This window comes from Microbacterium sp. Ld4 (assembly GCF_045066555.1).
Classification (GTDB): domain Bacteria; phylum Actinomycetota; class Actinomycetes; order Actinomycetales; family Microbacteriaceae; genus Microbacterium.
The window spans coordinates 654,562-670,022 of sequence record NZ_JBISHE010000013.1; the positions used below are offsets into that span (position 1 = coordinate 654,562).

Here is a 15,461-nt window from a genome sequence, read left to right on the forward strand (position 1 = left end):
CCGCACACTCTCGACCAGAAAGCTCGTCCATGCCTGCTGCACGTCTCACCCTCGACCCCGCCTTCGCGATCGGGGCGATCCGCCGGAAGCTCTTCGGGGGCTTCGTCGAGCACCTCGGGAGGCACGTCTACGACGGGATCTACGAGCCCGGTCACGAGACCGCGGATGCCGAAGGCTTCCGTACCGACGTGATCGACCTCGTGAAGGAGCTCGGCGTCGACACGATCCGCTACCCCGGGGGCAACTTCGTCTCGGGCTTCCGCTGGGAGGACTCGGTCGGACCGGCCGAGCAGCGGCCGCGGCGCCTCGACCTGGCCTGGCACTCCACCGAGACCAACGAGGTGGGGCTCCACGAGTTCTCCTCGTGGCTCGAGAAGGTCGGCAGCGACCTCATGATGGCGGTGAACCTTGGCACGCGCGGCACCCTCGAGGCCCTCGATCTCCTCGAGTACTCGAACATCCGCTCCGGCACGGCGCTCAGCGACCAGCGCGTCGCGAACGGCCGCACCGAGCCGTTCGACGTCCGCATGTGGTGCCTCGGGAACGAGATGGACGGGCCCTGGCAGCTCGGCCACAGGTCGGCAGACGACTACGGCAAGATCGCCTCGCAGACCGCGAAGGGCATGCGGCAGCTCGACCCGACGATCGAACTCGTCGTCTGCGGCTCGTCGAGCGCGCACATGCCGACGTTCGGGGAGTGGGAGCGGGTGGTGCTCACCCACACCTACGACGACGTCGACCTGATCTCGTGCCACGCGTACTACGAGGAGCGCGGCGGCGACCTCGGCAGCTTCCTCGCCTCGGCCGTCGACATGGACGGCTTCATCGAGACCGTCGTCGCGACGGCCGACCACGTCGGCGCCGTGCGCGGGTCGTCGAAGAAGATCGACATCTCGTTCGACGAATGGAACGTCTGGTACATCGAGCGGTTCCACGGCGTCGACAAGATCGAGGGCGTCGACAACTGGCCGGTCGCGCCGCGCCTTCTCGAAGACGTGTACTCCGTGGCGGATGCTGTGGTGTTCGGCAACCTGATGATCTCGCTGCTCAAGCACGCCGACCGTGTCGCGAGCGCGTCGCTCGCGCAGCTCGTCAACGTGATCGCGCCGATCATGACCGAGCCGGGCGGTCCGGCGTGGCGGCAGACGACCTTCTACCCGTTCTCGATCACCTCCCGTCTCGCGCAGGGGCAGGCGCTGCGACTGACCCTCGATGCGCCGACGTACACCACGGCCGCCTACGGCGAGGTCCCCCTCGTCGATGCGGTGGCCACGCACGACGCCGAAGCCGGCCGCAGTGCGGTCTTCGTGGTGAACCGGAGCACGACCGAGGCGATCGAGGTGTCGGTCGACGTCTCCGCACTCGGTGAGGTCGCGGTGCTCGAGACTCACACGCTCGCCGACGCCGACGTCTACGCGAAGAACACCCTCGACGATCGCGATCGCGTCGCTCCGACGGTGAACGATTCGGCAGTGATCGCAGGCGGCGTTCTCACGCTCACGCTGCCCCCGGTGTCGTGGAGTGCGATCGCGCTCGGATGACCCTGTTGTCACCTTCTCCCCGTCCGGGCACACTGAGCTCTCAGGCACAGACGGGGAGAGGGTGGCGGATGACGCGATCGTGGCGCGCCCTGACCCCCGCAGGCGGCGTTCGGCCGGCGACATGACGGCGAAGACGCGCAGGGCCCCTCGCGTCGTGGCGATGTCGGTCGCGGCGGCCGTCCTGCTGACCGGATGCATCTCGACGGCGGGCCTCGACGGTCGCCCGGCACCCGCGAGCCCCACGACACGCCCCGCGCCCACGGCGGCGGCCACGGAGGAGCTGAGCGACGCCACCGCGCCCGACCTCTGTGCGGATCCGGTCGAGCTCGCCCGGATGTTTCCCTCGGACGCTCACAGGGGGGCTCCCGGCCTCGGGATCGGCCCGGAGTTCCAGGCCGCTGCGCAGGCGTGGACGCGGGGTGACGCGGCGTGTCAGCCCGCCTCGACGCAGCCCGTCGGCAGCGCCTGCGACCTGCAGGAGGCTACGGACAGCGAGCTGCGGATGTCTTCGCTCGCGTCCCTCGACGTGATGTTCGCCGCGGGCGCGACCGCTCAGGTGTCGACCGTCGTGAGCGGTCGCTCCGTCGACAACGACCCGTTCGTGTACGAGGCGTCGGCGTGGCGGTTCGAGGGGCCGGAGGCTGCGGCCGGCGCGCCGCTCGTGACCCTGATCGGCGGATGCGAGCCGGTCTCGGCCTCCGACGTCTCCGGGACCCGCATCCGCCACCTCCTCAGAGAAGGGTCGGAACCGTACCTTCAGGTGTGGGCCGACGACGGCTACGTGTTCTCGCTCGCCAGCATCCGTCTGACGGGCGGGGGGAACGAGCCGGCCGGGTTGCCCACCGCGTCGGGCCTGCTGCCCGCCGAGGCCTTCGCCCACACGGCCGAGGCGTTCGCCGACGATGCGCGGAGCGCGTTCGCGGACCTGTCACCCGAGCCGTGACCTACGAGGGTCAGGCGACCTGCTTGCCGCACATCCCGCACTCGCCCGTCGCAGAGATCTCGACGAAGCAGTCGGGGCACATCGCACGGAAGACGTCGAACGATGCGCCGGGACGCTTGGGGAGCGTGGTCCGCTCCGGAGCGACCTTCGGCGCACGGGCGGTCGCGCGCGGCTTGTCGGGGCGCGCGGCAGAGGGCGCGGGCGGCGGCGCGGTCTTCGGCGTGTGCTCGGCGCAGTAGTACCGGACGAACCCTGCGTGGTTGTTCGGATGCCGGTGCTTGACGACCCAGAGGTCGGCACGGTCGTAGGGCTGGGCGTCGGCGGGGCAGGAGACGCAGCGCGTCGCCTCGCCGGGGACGGTCTCGGCGGCGGAGAGCGGCACCTCGAAGGGGAGCGCGTCCCGCCAGTCCGATGTTCTCGTGATCTTCATGGCGGTCCTTCCGCGGCATCCCGTCGGGTGAGAGGTCGCCCTATAAGTTTCGCACGTGCGGGGATGCCGCGGGGCCCGTCGGCTGAGCGCCTCGGCATCCGCTGCGCGCTCGCGCGTAGGCTGGCCCCGTGACCGTCTCCGACCTCTTCGACCCGGCCGAGTGGACCGTGGCGCCCGGCGCCGACGGGTACACCGACATCACCGCGCACGTCTCGACGGACGGCCGCATCGCTCGCATCGCGTTCGACCGGCCCGAGGTGCGCAACGCCTTCCGGCCTCACACCGTCGACGAGCTCTACCGTGCGCTCGACATCGCGCGGCAGGATCCGAAGATCGGCGTCGTGCTGCTCACCGGCAACGGTCCGAGTGCGAAGGACGGCGGATGGGCCTTCTGCTCGGGTGGAGACCAGCGCATCCGTGGCCGCGACGGCTACAAGTACTCCGACGACGAGGCCGCCGTCCACGACCCGGCGCGTGCGGGACGCCTGCACATCCTCGAGGTGCAGCGCCTCATCCGCTTCATGCCGAAGGTCGTCATCGCCGTCATCCCCGGCTGGGCGGCCGGCGGCGGACACTCGCTCCACATCGTCTGCGACCTGTCGATCGCGAGCTCCGAGCACGGCCGGTTCAAGCAGACCGACGCTGACGTCGGCTCGTTCGATGCCGGGTACGGGTCTGCGTACATGGCGCGCCAGGTCGGCCAGAAGGTGGCGCGGGAGGTGTTCTTCCTCGCGGAGGAGTACTCCGCTCAGCGGGCGTACGAGATGGGCGCCGTCAACCGCGTCGTGCCGCACGCCGAGCTCGAACGCGAGGCGATCGCGATGGCGCGGACGATCCTCGGCAAATCGCCGACCGCGATCCGCATGCTCAAGTTCGCCTTCAACGCGATCGACGACGGCATGGTCGGGCAGCAGGTGTTCGCCGGCGAGGCGACGCGGCTCGCCTACGGCACCGACGAGGCCGTCGAGGGGCGCGATGCGTTCCTCGAGAAGCGCGACCCGGACTGGTCGCCCTACCCGTACCACTTCTGACCCCGTGCTCCTCCGTCCGGTCGGCTCCGACGACCCGCGTGACATCCTCCGCGGCCTCCGCGGCGCCGTCCTCGGCGCGGGGCCGGCGCTGGCGCTCGGCGCGGCCACGGCGCTCCCGGTCGAGGTTCCTCCCGGCACGGCGCTCGTCGTGACGACATCGGGCTCGACGGGCTACCCGAAGTCGGTGGCCCTCAGCCGTTCGGCGCTCACCGCGTCGGCTCTCGCCACGGCCGAACGGGTCGGCAGCGGCGCCTGGCTCCTCGCGCTCCCCGCCACCTACGTGGCCGGCGCGCAGGTGCTCGTCCGCGCCCTCGTGTCGGGCCGAGAACCGGCCATCCTGACCGGGTCGTTCACCGCAACGACCTTCACCGCCGCCGCGTCGGCGATGGCGGCGAGCGAGGGCGGTGCCCGTGTGCCGACGTACACCTCGCTCGTGCCCGCCCAGCTGCAGACGCTGGTCGACGCCGCCGACCATGAGCCGTCCGCCGCGCGCGCCCTCGCCTCGTTCGAAGCCATCCTCATCGGCGGGCAGGCCCTGCCGCCGGCGCTCGCCGAACGTGCGGCCGGGCACGGTGCGCGCGTCGTGCGCACCTACGGATCGACCGAGACGAGCGGCGGGTGCGTCTACGACGGCGTGCCGCTGCCCGGGGTGAGAATGCGCGTCGTGGACGGTGAGGTGCAGCTGAACGGCCCGAACCTGGCCGACGGCTACCTCGGTGACCCCGATCGCACCGCCCGGGCGTTCGTCCGAGATGACGAGGGCCTGCGCTGGTACCGCACGGGTGACGGCGGCGAGATCGTGGACGGCGTCCTCCGGGTCTCCGGCCGGCTCGACAACGTCATCGTCTCGGGCGGCGTGAACGTCTCCCTCGACCGCGTCGAGCGGGTGGTGCGCGGCATCCCCGGCCTCACCGGCGCGGTCGTCGTCGGCGTGCCCGACGAGCGGTGGGGCGCGGCATCCGTCGTCGTCATCGATCGCGCCTCGAGCGCCGGCCGATCGGATGCCGAGCTGCTCGCCCTCGTACGCGCCGCCGTGGGCGACGCGCTCGGATCGCCCGCGCGGCCGCGCCAGGTGCGGGTGGTCGGCGCGATGCCGCTGCTCGCGAGCGGCAAGCCCGATCGCGTCGCGCTCCGCCGGATCGCCGCCGGCTGACGCGCAGCCGCCCTGCCGGACGCGCGCCCTCCCGCCCGGGCATAGGATTTCTGCTCGTGGCAGCACCCTCTCGGAAGAACACCCGCCGGCCGGCCTCGAAGGCGGCGAAGACCTCGGGCAACCCCGCACGTCCTCGCGTCTCCGCCGCCCCGCCGAAGCCCGCGCCCGTCACGGCGCGCGACTGGGTCGGCGCCGCCCGTCTCCGCACGCTGCCGCTCGCCATCAGTCCGATCCTCGTCGGCACGGGCGCCGCGCTCGTCGTCGACCAGAGGCTCCACTGGGTGCTCGCGCTGTGCTGCCTGGTCGTGGCGGTCGCGCTCCAGATCGGCGTGAACTTCGCGAACGACTACAGCGACGGCATCCGCGGCACCGACGACCACCGCGTCGGTCCTGCCCGGCTGACGGCCTCGGGCCGCGTCGCGCCCCGCGCCGTGCTCCGCGCCGCGCTGATCTCGTTCGCCCTCGCCGCTCTGGTCGGCATCGCTGTCGTGATCCGCACGCAGCACTGGTGGATGCTGCTCGTCGGCGCACTCTGCATCGTCGCCGCCTGGTACTACACGGGCGGCAAGCGACCCTACGGGTACTCCGGATTCGGCGAGCTGTTCGTGTTCGTGTTCTTCGGCCTGGTGGCCACGCTCGGAACGACGTTCGTCCAGATCGGGGCGATCCCCGGCGAGGCGTGGTTCGGTGCGGTCGGCGTCGGGCTGCTCGCCTGCGGCGTGCTCATCACGAACAACCTCCGCGACATCGATCAGGACCGCCTCGTCGGCAAGCGCACGCTGAGCGTGCGGATCGGCCGCCGCGCATCGCAGGTGCTGTTCACCGTCGTGATGCTGCTGCCGTTCGTGATCTCGGTGCTGATCGCTCAGCTCTACCCGGTCGCCTGGCTGAGCCTGCTCGTGCTGCTCGCCTCGCTCTCGGCGACGCTGATCGTCTGGACCTACCGGGCGCCCCGCGAGCTCATCGTCGCGCTGCAGCTGAGCTCGCTCACGTCGGTCGCGTGGAGCGCGTTCCTCGTGTGGGCGTTCGTCGCCTGAGGCTCAGCGTTCGGTGCGACCGTCGACCGCCGGAGTGCCGTGGGGACCCGACGCGCTGTCTGCGGCGTCGTCCTCGATGTCTTCGTCGGTCTCGCCCCGGCGGCGCGCGGCACGTCGTTCGGCGATCCCCATCGAGACGTCGTCGAGCGGGCGCCGCAGGAACAGCATCGAGAGGCTGAGGCCGATGAGGGCCGCGAAGATCGCCGAGAGCCAGTACTGCTCGCGAAGGATCGGGAAGAGCATCATGATCCCGAACGGGACGAAGAAGGTGAGCAGCCGCAGCAGCGAGTAGACGAGGGCGGAGCGGGCGCGCATGCGTCCATTCTATGGGCGCCGTTTCTGCGTTGGCCGGGAGAGCCCTCGCCGCTCCGGTCGCGCCTAGGATGGACTCATGCCGCGCGTCTATCTCATTCTGGCGTTGCTGGCGACCGCGTTCTGGGTCTACAGCGTCGTCGACTGTGCGCTGCAGCCACCGACCCGACACCGAGGCGTCAGCAAGCCGATCTGGCTGCTGATCGTCATCCTGCTCCCCGTCGTCGGCGGCGTGCTGTGGTTCACGATCGGCCGAACCCGGCGATCGGCCGCGCCCCGGTTCCAGGCCCCCGATGACAACCCCGAGTTCCTCGGTCGCATCACCTCGGTGAGCGACCAGGACGAGCGCATCCGCCGCCTCGAAGAGGAGCTCGCCGCACTCGACTCCGAAGACGACGATCCGCGCGACCCCCGCATCGAGCCCCCCGCGGCCGATGATGACCCGGGTGAGTCAACCCGTGGCAACCGCCCCTGACGTGTCCGATTCCGAGGCCGCGTCCGGCGGCACCGCAGGGCGTGCTCCGGCCACCGACGCGGCTGCGGCGCTCTTCGCCCGGCTGATCTCCCGCGGCATCCGTCATGTGGTGCTGTCGCCCGGGTCACGGTCGCAGGCCCTCGCGCTGGTCGCGGCCGAGCTCGAGGCTCGAGGTCTCGCCGACTTGCACGTGCGCATCGACGAACGGGTCGCAGGGTTCACCGCGCTCGGCGTCGGCCGGGAGACGCGGATGCCGGCGGTCGTCGTCTGCACCTCGGGAACGGCCGTGGCGAACCTGCTGCCGGCCGTGCTCGAAGCGCACCACTCCGGTGTGCCGCTGCTCCTGCTCACCGCCGACCGCCCGCCCGAGCTCCGCGGAGTGGGCGCGAACCAGGCGACGCGCCAGCCGGGGATGTTCTCGCCCTACGTGCGGCATGAGGCCGATCTTCCGGTGCCCGAGACCGTCGACGACGATCCCGCATCGCCGCAGAGCACCGAGATCGCTGCCGCCGTGGACGCGGCTCTCGACGCCGCGTTCGGAGCCGGGGCGCGGCCCGCCGGACCGGTGCACCTCAACCTCCCCTACCGCGAGCCGCTCGCGGGCGCGCTGCCCCCCTGGTTCGCTCTGGCCGGAGCGGGCGCAGCCGAGGTGGTCGCCTCCGATGGGGAGGCGCGCGCCGATGGCGAGACGCATTCGAGCGACGAGCCGGAACCGGGCGACGACCCGCTCCCGGAGGACGAGCCCTGGGGAGCTCACTACCAGGGCGGTGGGGGAGTCGGCGCCGCCGATGTGCCCGCCGAACCCGATGCGGCGTTCGTCCTCGAACCCGGACCGCGCACCGTCGTCGTCGCCGGAGCGGATGCCGGCCCCGCGGCGGAAGAGCTCGCCCACGCGGGCGGCTTTCCGCTCATCGCCGAGATCGTCAGCGGCGCCCGGTACGGCCGCCATCTCGTCCACGGCTACCGCGCCCTGCTCTCCGACCCCGCACTCGGCGCCCGAATCGAGCGCGTGATCGTCTTCGGGCACCCGACGCTGAGCCGCGAGGTGGCGCGGCTCGTCAGCCGCGACGACGTCGACGTCATCGCGGTGCAGGGCCCGGGCGAGACGCTGAATCTGAACGGGAAGACCACGCCGGTCAGCGAGATCGGGGTCGCCCGCGGCGATGCCGACCGTGCGTGGCTCGGGGAGTGGATGCGGGCCTCGCATGCGAGCGCCGTCGATCTGAGTCCGGCCGCCCCCGACGCCGACGGGCTCGCCTCGACCGAGCCCGCGACGCGCATGAGCGCACTGTCGACCGAGCTCGGCGCCATCCGGGCCCCGCTCGATCGTGCTGCGCTCGTCGACGCCGTCTGGCGCGCCACCTGGCCGCACGACCGGCTGATGTTCGGCTCATCCCGGCTCGTCCGCGTCGCCGATCAGCTGCTCGGCGGCAAGAAGGTGCCCGTCCACGCGAACCGCGGCCTCGCCGGGATCGATGGCACGATCGCGACGGCGGTCGGGATCGCGACGGCGTCGCAGCGGGGCAGTGCCCCCGGGGTGACCCGCGTGCTCCTGGGCGATCTCGCGTTCCTGCACGACGTCGGCGCGCTGCTCCTGCCCGCCAGCGAGGTCGAGCCGCGCCTCCAGGTGATCGTGGGCAGCGACGGCGGCGGAACGATCTTCGACGGACTCGAAGTCGCCGAACTCGCCGGCGCCGACGCGTTCGACCGGGTGATGTTCACCCCGCACACGACACGTCTCGAGGCTCTCGCCACCGCGTACGGCTGGGAGTACACCCGCGTCACCACGCGGGGTGCGCTCGACCAGGCGCTCACCTCGCCGGTCGGCGGGCGTCAGATCATCGACGTCCCCCTCGCTCGCTGACGAGCCGACTGGTCCCTCCCCCTCCCGTTCGAGCCGGGCGGAGGCCAGTATGGGGACATGACCGCACAGAGCCAGAAGCACTGGACCGGGGACCCTGCCCAGCTGTTGCGCGTCGGCAGCGGGTTCCGCCTGGCCGACGTCGACCCCGACGCGACCCCGGGCTACACCGGCGGCAAGAAGTCCGGTGCCACCGACCTCGCGCGCGGCGTCGAGCAGTTCGACGGGCTCCAGGAGCGGCTCTTCGCCCAGAGTCGGACGGCAGACGGCGCCCCGTCGCTGCTGCTGGTGCTCCAAGCGATGGACTCGGCGGGCAAGGGCGGAATCGTCCGTCACGTCATCGGGGCGACCGATCCTCAGGGCGTGCACCTCCATGCGTTCAAGAAGCCGACCGCCGACGAGCTCGCGCACGACTTCCTCTGGCGGATCGAGAGGGAGCTCCCGGAGCCCGGCTACATCGGCGTCTTCGACCGCTCGCACTACGAGGACGTCCTCATCGGCCGCGTCAGGGCCCTGGCCCCCGCAGATGAGATCGAGCGGCGTTACGACGCGATCGTCGACTTCGAGCAGTCGCTCGCCGCCCGCGGCATCCACGTGGTGAAGGTCATGCTCCACATCTCGCGCGACGAGCAGAAGGCGCGGTTGCAGGAGCGGCTCGACCGGCCCGACAAGCACTGGAAGTACAACCCCGGCGACGTCGACGAGCGCGAACTCTGGCCCGCCTACATGGAGGCGTATCAGGCGCTGTTCGATCGGACGTCGACCGACGCGGCGCCGTGGTTCGTCGTGCCGGCGAACGCGAAGTGGTACGCGCGGCTCGCCGTCCAGGCCCTCCTCCTCGACGCGCTCGAACGCATCGACCCGCAGTGGCCCGCCGCCGACTTCGACGTCGAGGCCGAGAAGGCGCGCCTCGCTGCGACCTGACCGCGCGTGCGTCAGGCCAGGGCGTCGACGATCGGACGGAACTTCACCCGGGTCTCGAGCATCTCCGTCTCGGGATCGCTGCCGGCGACGATGCCCGCGCCGGCATGCGCGATGAGCCGGATGTCCCCGGGCGCGCCCCCGTGCGCAGGAACCTCGAACTGGGCGCACCGGAGCGCGATCGCCCATTCGCCGTCGCCGTGCGCGTCGATCCACCCGACCGGTCCGGCGTAGCGGCCGCGGTCGAACGGCTCGATGCGACGGATCGCGGCGAGAGCGGCGAGGGTCGGCGTGCCGGCGACCGCGGCGGTCGGATGCAGCACCGCGAGCAGGTCGAGCGCCGATGCGTCGTCGGTCAGGGTGCCCTCGACGTCTGTGGCCAGGTGCCACACGTTCGGGAGCTTCAGCATGAACGGCTCGGGCTCTGCCACGAGCGCACTCGTGTGCGCGCGGAGCACCGACAGCACGCTCTGCACGGCGTACCGGTGCTCGTCGAGGTCTTTCGCGCTCGTCGCGAGGGCGACGGATGCCGCGGTGTCGGCGTCCGCGTCGGCGCCACGGGCGGCGGTGCCGGCCAGGACCCGTGCGGTGACGGTGCCGCCCGAGACGGTGACGAGGGTCTCCGGGCTCGCGCCGATCAGCCCGTCGACGGCGAACGTCCACGTGTCGGGGTAGGCGGAGGCCAGCGCGCGCACGAGGCGCCGGAGGTCGGCGTCGCGCGGCACTGAACCCACGAGGTCGCGGGCGAGCACGATCTTCGCGAGCTCGCCCGAGGCGATGGCCTCCAGCCCTGCGCGGACGGAGGTCTGGTAGTCCTCCGGGGTCGAGGCGCCGGGGCCGACGGTCGCCGACCAGTGGGCGCCGAACTCGGTGGGGCGCGGCATCTGCGGGCCTCGGGCGGGAGCGTCTGCGCTGTCGTCGATCACCGACACGTGGGTGATCCAGCAGCGCGAGCCGCGGCGGCCGAGGATGATCTCGGGGACGACGAGGGCCGCTGTCGCGGCGGAGTTCGCGGGGTCGAAGGGCAGTGCGCCGAAGGCGATGAGCCCCGTGCCGCTGAGCCCGACCTCGTCGTCGACCTCCGCGAGTTCGCCGAGGTCACGCCACCACGAGGCTGCGTCGTCGCCGGCGTCCAGCGCGGCGACCCGGCCGATTCCGACGAGGGTGTCGCCGCGGCGGGTCCACACGGTGGGGTCCTGGGTCGCGGCGTAGCGGAGCAGATCGTCGACGACCGGGATCGCCCGCGTGATCGCCCGCAGCCGGGGTCGGCGGGCGGAAGCGGAACTCACCCCACCAGCCTAATCCCGGGCGTCGCCGCGGGCTCCGACGCCCGGCTGCACCACAGCCCCGCGCCGTAGACTCGGTGCGTGACCGAACAGCCCCGCCGCGCCGAACCGACGAGCCCCGACAGATCGACGCGAGCCGACCTCGGCAAAGACCCCTCGAAGGTCAGCGGGATGTTCGACGAGGTCGCCCAGGGCTACGACCGCACGAACACCGTGCTGAGTCTCGGCAACGACAAGCTCTGGCGCATCGCCACGACCCGTGCGGTCGCTCCGCGCCGCGGGCAGCGCATCCTCGACCTGGCCGCCGGCACGGGGGCGAGCTCGGTTTCGCTCGCCCGCTCCGGCGCCGATGTCGTCGCGGCCGACTTCTCGGCAGGCATGATCGCCGAGGGCAGACGGCGCCACGGCGGCATCCCGAATCTCACCTTCGCTGAAGCGGATGCCACGGCCCTCCCGTTCGCCGACGGAGAGTTCGACACCGTGACCATCTCGTTCGGCCTCCGCAACGTGAACGACCCCGACGCCGCCCTTCGCGAGATGCTGCGGGTCACGCGTCCCGGCGGCACGCTGGTGATCGCCGAGTTCTCGCACCCGCAGTCCTCCCTCATGCGGGGCCTGTACGGCTTCTACAACGACCGCGTGCTGCCGCTCGTCGCGCGCACCGTGAGCACGAATCCCGACGCGTACGACTATCTGAACGAGTCCATCCGCGACTGGCCCGACCAGGTCACCCTGGCCGGACGCATCCGCGCTGCAGGGTGGGATGCCGTCGCGTACCGCGATCTCACCTTCGGCATCGTCGCACTCCACCGCGCACGCAAGCCGCTTCTCCCCGCCACCGCCTCCTCGGAGAGCGGTGAGAGCGTCGACCCCGCGCTCCGCGGGCAGGAGCAGGCGGGTACGCTGGGAGAATGACCCCCCGTCCTGTGACTCCGGGCTCGCACATCGCGGGCCGTCTGGGTGTCACCGAGCGCATCTTCGCGGGTCCGCGCATGCGCAAGCTCCTCACCACCGTCGAGGAGGGCCTCGACCTCGTCGAAGAGCGTCTCGCCGGTGAACTCCGCGTGGGCGACTCGCTCGCCGACGTCACCTCCCGCTACCTCTACGAGGCCGGTGGCAAGCGTCTCCGCCCCATGCTCTCGGTGCTCACGGCCCAGCTGGGCTCGGGAGTCAACGACGATGTCATCGCCGGAGCCACGGCACTCGAGATGACGCACCTCGGATCGCTGTACCACGACGACGTCATGGACGAAGCCGACCGCCGTCGCGGTGTGCCGAGTGCGCACGCGGTGTGGGGCAACAACGTCGCGATCCTCACCGGCGACCTGCTCTTCTCCCGCGCCAGCCAGCTCATGGCCACGATCGGCGAGCGGGCGATCCGCCTACAGGCCGACACCTTCGAGCGCCTCGTGCTCGGTCAGATGCACGAGACGGTGGGGGCGCAGGCGGGCGATGACCCGGTGGAGTTCTACCTGCGTGTGCTGAGCGACAAGACCGGCTCGCTCATCGCCGCAGCCGCCGAGACCGGCGTCGTGTTCTCCGACGCTCCCGACGAATATGCGGCGCCCGTGCGCGAGTTCGGCGAGCGGGTCGGCGTCGCCTTCCAGCTGCTCGACGACGTCATCGACCTGTCGGCCGATCCCGAGGAGACCGGCAAGGTCCCCGGCACCGACCTGCGCGCTGGTGTTCCGACCATGCCCTACCTCCTTCTGGGCCGCGCCGGTGATCCCGGATCGCAGGCTTTGAAGGCCACGATCGACGACGGTGTCGCCCGCATCGCCGACGGTGCCGACTCCGGCATCCTCGACGCGCCGCTCGCAGCGCTCCGGGAGCACCCCGTCACCGAGGCCACCCGCACCCTGGCCCACGAGTGGGCCGACCAGGCGGTCGGTGCGCTCGCTCCGCTTCCTGACGGCCCCGTCCGCGAGTCGCTCACGCGCTTCTCGCGTGTGATGGTCGACCGCTCCAGCTGACCCTCGGCGCTTTCGCCGCCCCTTCGTCACGCCCATCCGGGCTCTCGGAAAGGACACCCATGACCAAGCTTCGGCTGGCCATCGTCGGCGCAGGACCCGCCGGCATCTACGCGGCAGACATCCTCCTCAAGGCTGAGCGCAAGTTCGACGTCTCGATCGACCTCTTCGATCACCTCCCCGCGCCTTACGGGCTCGTCCGATACGGCGTCGCGCCCGATCACCCGCGCATCAAGGGCATCATCAACGCCCTCCGCGACGTGCTCGACCGCGGTGACATCCGCATCTTCGGCAACGTCCGCTTCGGCATCGACATCACCCTCGCCGACCTCAAGAAGCACTACAACGCCGTCATCTTCGCGACCGGCGCGATCAAAGACGTCGACCTCGACATCCCCGGCGTCGACGCCGAGGGCTCCTACGGCGCGGCTGACTTCGTCAGCTGGTACGACGGTCACCCTGACTTCCCCCGCGAGTGGCCGCTCGAGGCGGCATCCGTCGCGGTCCTGGGCAACGGCAACGTCGCCCTCGACGCGGCGCGCATGCTCGCCAAGCACGCCGATGACCTTCTCCCGACCGAGATCCCCGCGAACGTCTATGACGGACTCAAGGAGTCCCCGGTCACCGACGTCCACGTCTTCGGGCGCCGCGGCCCGGCGCAGGTGAAGTTCACCCCGCTCGAGCTTCGTGAGCTCGGCGAGCTGCGCGACGTCGACATGGTCGTCTACGACGAGGACTTCGACTACGACGAGGGATCGCGCGCGGCGATCGCGTCGAACAAGCAGGTCATGGTCATCGACCGCGTGCTCCAGTCGTGGCGTCAGCGCCCCAGCGTCAACAACGCCGGCGGCACCGCGAGCCGGCGTCTGCACCTGCACTTCTACGCGCGGCCTGTCGAGATCACGAAGGATGCCGACGGCCGCGTCGCCGCTCTCGTCTACGAGCGGACGCGCCCCGACGGCATGGGCGGCGTGGAGGGCACGGGCGAGATGCGCCGGGTCGAGGTGGGCCAGGTGTACCGCGCCATCGGCTACTTCGGCTCGCCGCTGGCCGACGTCCCCTTCGACAAGCGCCACGGCGTCATCCCGAACCACGAGGGCCAGGTCATCGAGAAGAGCTCCAACGAGCGCGTTCCCGGTCTCTACGCCACCGGGTGGATCAAGCGCGGACCGGTCGGCCTCATCGGCCACACCAAGTCCGACGCGATGGAGACCGTCCGGCACCTGATCAACGATCAGGCGTCGTGGTGGACCCCGGAGGATCCGTCCGACGAGGCCATCATCGCGCTGCTCGCCGAGCGTCAGGTCGCGTGGACCGACCTCGACGGCTGGCACCGACTCGATGAGCACGAGGTGGCGCTCGGCGCACCGTACGATCGCGCCCGGGTGAAGGTCGTCGAGCGCGACGAGATGGTCCGGGTGTCGCGCGGGGAGTGACCGCGCAGGGCGGCGCCGGCCGCTCTCGACGTCTCGGAGGGCCCCGATAGTCTGGCCCTATGAGCGATGAGTGGGTCCCGGATGTCCTCGGGAGTCCGTTCGAGCAGCGCACGCTCGCGCTCGAGCCCGACGCCGAGGGTGAGGTCGTCGCGACGCTCGCCCGGCTGAAGCCGCCCCGGTGGGCGGCTCTGCTCGGGCCGTTGCGCGACGTCGACGTGCTGTATCTCCACGGCTGGTCGGACTACTTCTTCCAGGTCGAGCTCGCCCGGTTCTGGGCGCATCTGGGCGCGACGTTCCACGCCCTCGACCTCCGCAAATACGGTCGCAGCCTGCGTCCGGGGCAGACGCCCGGGTTCACGACGAGTCTCGACGTCTACGACGAGGACATCGCCGCCGCACTCGCCGCGATGCGGCATCCGATCGCGAAGACGGATGCCGGGTCGGGCCGCCGCCTCGTGATGATGGGGCACTCGACGGGCGGGCTGACCGCCACGCTCTGGGCGGCGCGGCATCCCGGGGCCCTCGACGCGCTGGTGCTCAACAGCCCGTGGCTGGAGCTGCAGCTCGGCACGCTCGGCCGGCAGGCGCTCGCCCCGCTCGTGCAGGTGCGGGCACGCTTCGACCCGCTTGGCACCCACCCCGTCGTCGATCTCGGCTTCTACACCCGCGCGCAGACCGAGGTCGGCGTGCTCCCGATCGCGGGTTACCAGCGCGAATGGCGTCCGGAGCGGGGCTTTCCGACGCATCCGGGATGGCTCGCGGCGATCATCGACGGGCACCGACGGGTGGCATCCGGGGTCGACACGGGGTGCCCGACCATGGTCATGCTCTCGACGAAGTCGACCAACCCGCTCGTCTGGAACGCCGACATGACGGCGAGCGATTCGGTGCTCGTCGTCGACGACATCGCCCGTGCCGCGGTGCGCATCGGCAGCGACATGACGGTGGCCCGCATCGACGGCGGTATCCACGACCTGTTCCTCTCGCGCCCCGGCCCGCGCTCCGCGGCCTACGAGACGCTCGAGGGATGGCTCACGCGCGGGGCGCTCCGGCGGCGGTGACGCT

The 15,461-nt window shown here is 71.5% G+C and carries 15 protein-coding genes; 12 read left to right on the forward strand and 3 right to left on the reverse strand.

The window, feature by feature from the left end; translation table 11 throughout:
• The first annotated feature begins 29 nt into the window (after positions 1-29).
• Both ACJJV7_RS13805 and ACJJV7_RS13810 read left to right on the forward strand, forming a co-directional pair.
• On the forward strand, positions 30-1,541 hold the full coding sequence (locus tag ACJJV7_RS13805) for an alpha-N-arabinofuranosidase (RefSeq protein WP_405373800.1): 1,512 nt from the start codon (positions 30-32) through the stop codon (positions 1,539-1,541).
• Between the two features lie 121 nt (positions 1,542-1,662).
• Positions 1,663-2,484 carry a hypothetical protein gene (locus tag ACJJV7_RS13810; RefSeq protein ID WP_405373798.1) on the forward strand — a complete coding sequence of 274 codons (822 nt, stop codon included), beginning with the start codon at positions 1,663-1,665 and terminating at the stop codon, positions 2,482-2,484.
• A 10-nt stretch (positions 2,485-2,494) separates the two neighbouring features.
• On the opposite strand, the gene ACJJV7_RS13815 is transcribed toward ACJJV7_RS13810, so the two are convergent.
• The gene (locus tag ACJJV7_RS13815) at positions 2,495-2,914 is read right to left on the reverse strand and encodes a glucose-6-phosphate dehydrogenase (protein ID WP_405373796.1); all 420 of its coding nucleotides are present in this window, start codon (positions 2,912-2,914) and stop codon (positions 2,495-2,497) included.
• A gap of 128 nt (positions 2,915-3,042) precedes the next feature.
• Here ACJJV7_RS13815 and ACJJV7_RS13820 point away from each other — a divergent pair, with 128 nt between their 5' ends.
• From ACJJV7_RS13820 to ACJJV7_RS13830, 3 genes are read left to right on the forward strand one after another with little or no spacing between them, the layout of a single operon-like run.
• Positions 3,043-3,945, forward strand: a complete 903-nt coding sequence (locus tag ACJJV7_RS13820; protein WP_405373794.1) for a 1,4-dihydroxy-2-naphthoyl-CoA synthase — start codon at positions 3,043-3,045, stop codon at positions 3,943-3,945.
• A gap of 4 nt (positions 3,946-3,949) precedes the next feature.
• Complete coding sequence (locus ACJJV7_RS13825) at positions 3,950-5,098, forward strand: AMP-binding protein (protein WP_405373792.1); 1,149 nt, start codon at positions 3,950-3,952, stop codon at positions 5,096-5,098.
• 56 nt (positions 5,099-5,154) lie between these two features.
• A complete protein-coding gene (locus ACJJV7_RS13830) occupies positions 5,155-6,135 on the forward strand; it encodes a 1,4-dihydroxy-2-naphthoate polyprenyltransferase (protein WP_405373790.1) in 981 nt (326 codons plus the stop codon).
• A 3-nt stretch (positions 6,136-6,138) separates the two neighbouring features.
• Here the strand turns inward: ACJJV7_RS13830 and ACJJV7_RS13835 are convergent, their stop codons facing one another.
• Positions 6,139-6,450, reverse strand: coding sequence for a DUF4229 domain-containing protein (locus ACJJV7_RS13835; RefSeq protein WP_405373788.1), 312 nt, complete (start codon positions 6,448-6,450; stop codon positions 6,139-6,141).
• Positions 6,451-6,526: 76 nt separating this feature from the next.
• On the opposite strand from ACJJV7_RS13835, the gene ACJJV7_RS13840 reads away from it, so the two are divergent.
• The 3 genes from ACJJV7_RS13840 to ACJJV7_RS13850 are packed head-to-tail and all read left to right on the forward strand — an operon-like array spanning position 6,527 to position 9,707.
• Positions 6,527-6,922 (forward strand): PLD nuclease N-terminal domain-containing protein, encoded by a 396-nt coding sequence (locus ACJJV7_RS13840; RefSeq protein ID WP_405373786.1) that lies wholly within the window; start codon positions 6,527-6,529, stop codon positions 6,920-6,922.
• Positions 6,906-8,786, forward strand: a complete 1,881-nt coding sequence (gene menD, locus ACJJV7_RS13845) for a 2-succinyl-5-enolpyruvyl-6-hydroxy-3-cyclohexene-1-carboxylic-acid synthase (protein ID WP_405373784.1) — start codon at positions 6,906-6,908, stop codon at positions 8,784-8,786. Before ACJJV7_RS13840 ends, menD begins: the two co-directional genes overlap by 17 nt.
• Before the next feature lie 57 nt (positions 8,787-8,843).
• On the forward strand, positions 8,844-9,707 hold the full coding sequence (locus ACJJV7_RS13850; protein ID WP_405373782.1) for a polyphosphate kinase 2 family protein: 864 nt from the start codon (positions 8,844-8,846) through the stop codon (positions 9,705-9,707).
• Between the two features lie 11 nt (positions 9,708-9,718).
• Here ACJJV7_RS13850 and ACJJV7_RS13855 read toward each other — a convergent pair whose 3' ends face one another.
• Positions 9,719-10,993, reverse strand: coding sequence for an isochorismate synthase MenF (locus tag ACJJV7_RS13855; RefSeq protein ID WP_405373780.1), 1,275 nt, complete (start codon positions 10,991-10,993; stop codon positions 9,719-9,721).
• Positions 10,994-11,071: 78 nt separating this feature from the next.
• On the opposite strand from ACJJV7_RS13855, the gene ACJJV7_RS13860 reads away from it, so the two are divergent.
• Genes ACJJV7_RS13860 through ACJJV7_RS13875 form a run of 4 tightly spaced genes read left to right on the forward strand, consistent with a single transcriptional unit; the run spans position 11,072 to position 15,457 of the window.
• The gene (locus ACJJV7_RS13860) at positions 11,072-11,905 is read left to right on the forward strand and encodes a demethylmenaquinone methyltransferase (protein WP_405373778.1); all 834 of its coding nucleotides are present in this window, start codon (positions 11,072-11,074) and stop codon (positions 11,903-11,905) included.
• The gene (locus tag ACJJV7_RS13865; RefSeq protein WP_405373776.1) at positions 11,902-12,963 is read left to right on the forward strand and encodes a polyprenyl synthetase family protein; all 1,062 of its coding nucleotides are present in this window, start codon (positions 11,902-11,904) and stop codon (positions 12,961-12,963) included. Before ACJJV7_RS13860 ends, ACJJV7_RS13865 begins: the two co-directional genes overlap by 4 nt.
• A gap of 59 nt (positions 12,964-13,022) precedes the next feature.
• Positions 13,023-14,396: an FAD-dependent oxidoreductase gene (locus tag ACJJV7_RS13870; protein WP_405373774.1), complete on the forward strand. Its 1,374-nt coding sequence runs from the start codon at positions 13,023-13,025 to the stop codon at positions 14,394-14,396.
• Between the two features lie 59 nt (positions 14,397-14,455).
• The gene (locus ACJJV7_RS13875; RefSeq protein WP_405373772.1) at positions 14,456-15,457 is read left to right on the forward strand and encodes an alpha/beta hydrolase; all 1,002 of its coding nucleotides are present in this window, start codon (positions 14,456-14,458) and stop codon (positions 15,455-15,457) included.
• Positions 15,458-15,461 lie beyond the last annotated feature (4 nt).

Excerpts from the sequence above, each read along its gene's own strand:
- ACJJV7_RS13815 (WP_405373796.1), bottom strand. The coding sequence starts at position 2,914 with ATGAAGATCACGAGAACATCGGACTGGCGGGACGCGCTCCCCTTCGAG.
- ACJJV7_RS13850 (WP_405373782.1), top strand. The coding sequence starts at position 8,844 with ATGACCGCACAGAGCCAGAAGCACTGGACCGGGGACCCTGCCCAGCTG.
- ACJJV7_RS13870 (WP_405373774.1), top strand. The coding sequence starts at position 13,023 with ATGACCAAGCTTCGGCTGGCCATCGTCGGCGCAGGACCCGCCGGCATC.
- ACJJV7_RS13840 (WP_405373786.1), top strand. The coding sequence starts at position 6,527 with ATGCCGCGCGTCTATCTCATTCTGGCGTTGCTGGCGACCGCGTTCTGG.
- ACJJV7_RS13835 (WP_405373788.1), bottom strand. The coding sequence starts at position 6,450 with ATGCGCGCCCGCTCCGCCCTCGTCTACTCGCTGCTGCGGCTGCTCACC.
- ACJJV7_RS13810 (WP_405373798.1), top strand. The coding sequence starts at position 1,663 with ATGACGGCGAAGACGCGCAGGGCCCCTCGCGTCGTGGCGATGTCGGTC.
- ACJJV7_RS13865 (WP_405373776.1), top strand. The coding sequence starts at position 11,902 with ATGACCCCCCGTCCTGTGACTCCGGGCTCGCACATCGCGGGCCGTCTG.
- ACJJV7_RS13805 (WP_405373800.1), top strand. The coding sequence starts at position 30 with ATGCCTGCTGCACGTCTCACCCTCGACCCCGCCTTCGCGATCGGGGCG.
- ACJJV7_RS13875 (WP_405373772.1), top strand. The coding sequence starts at position 14,456 with ATGAGCGATGAGTGGGTCCCGGATGTCCTCGGGAGTCCGTTCGAGCAG.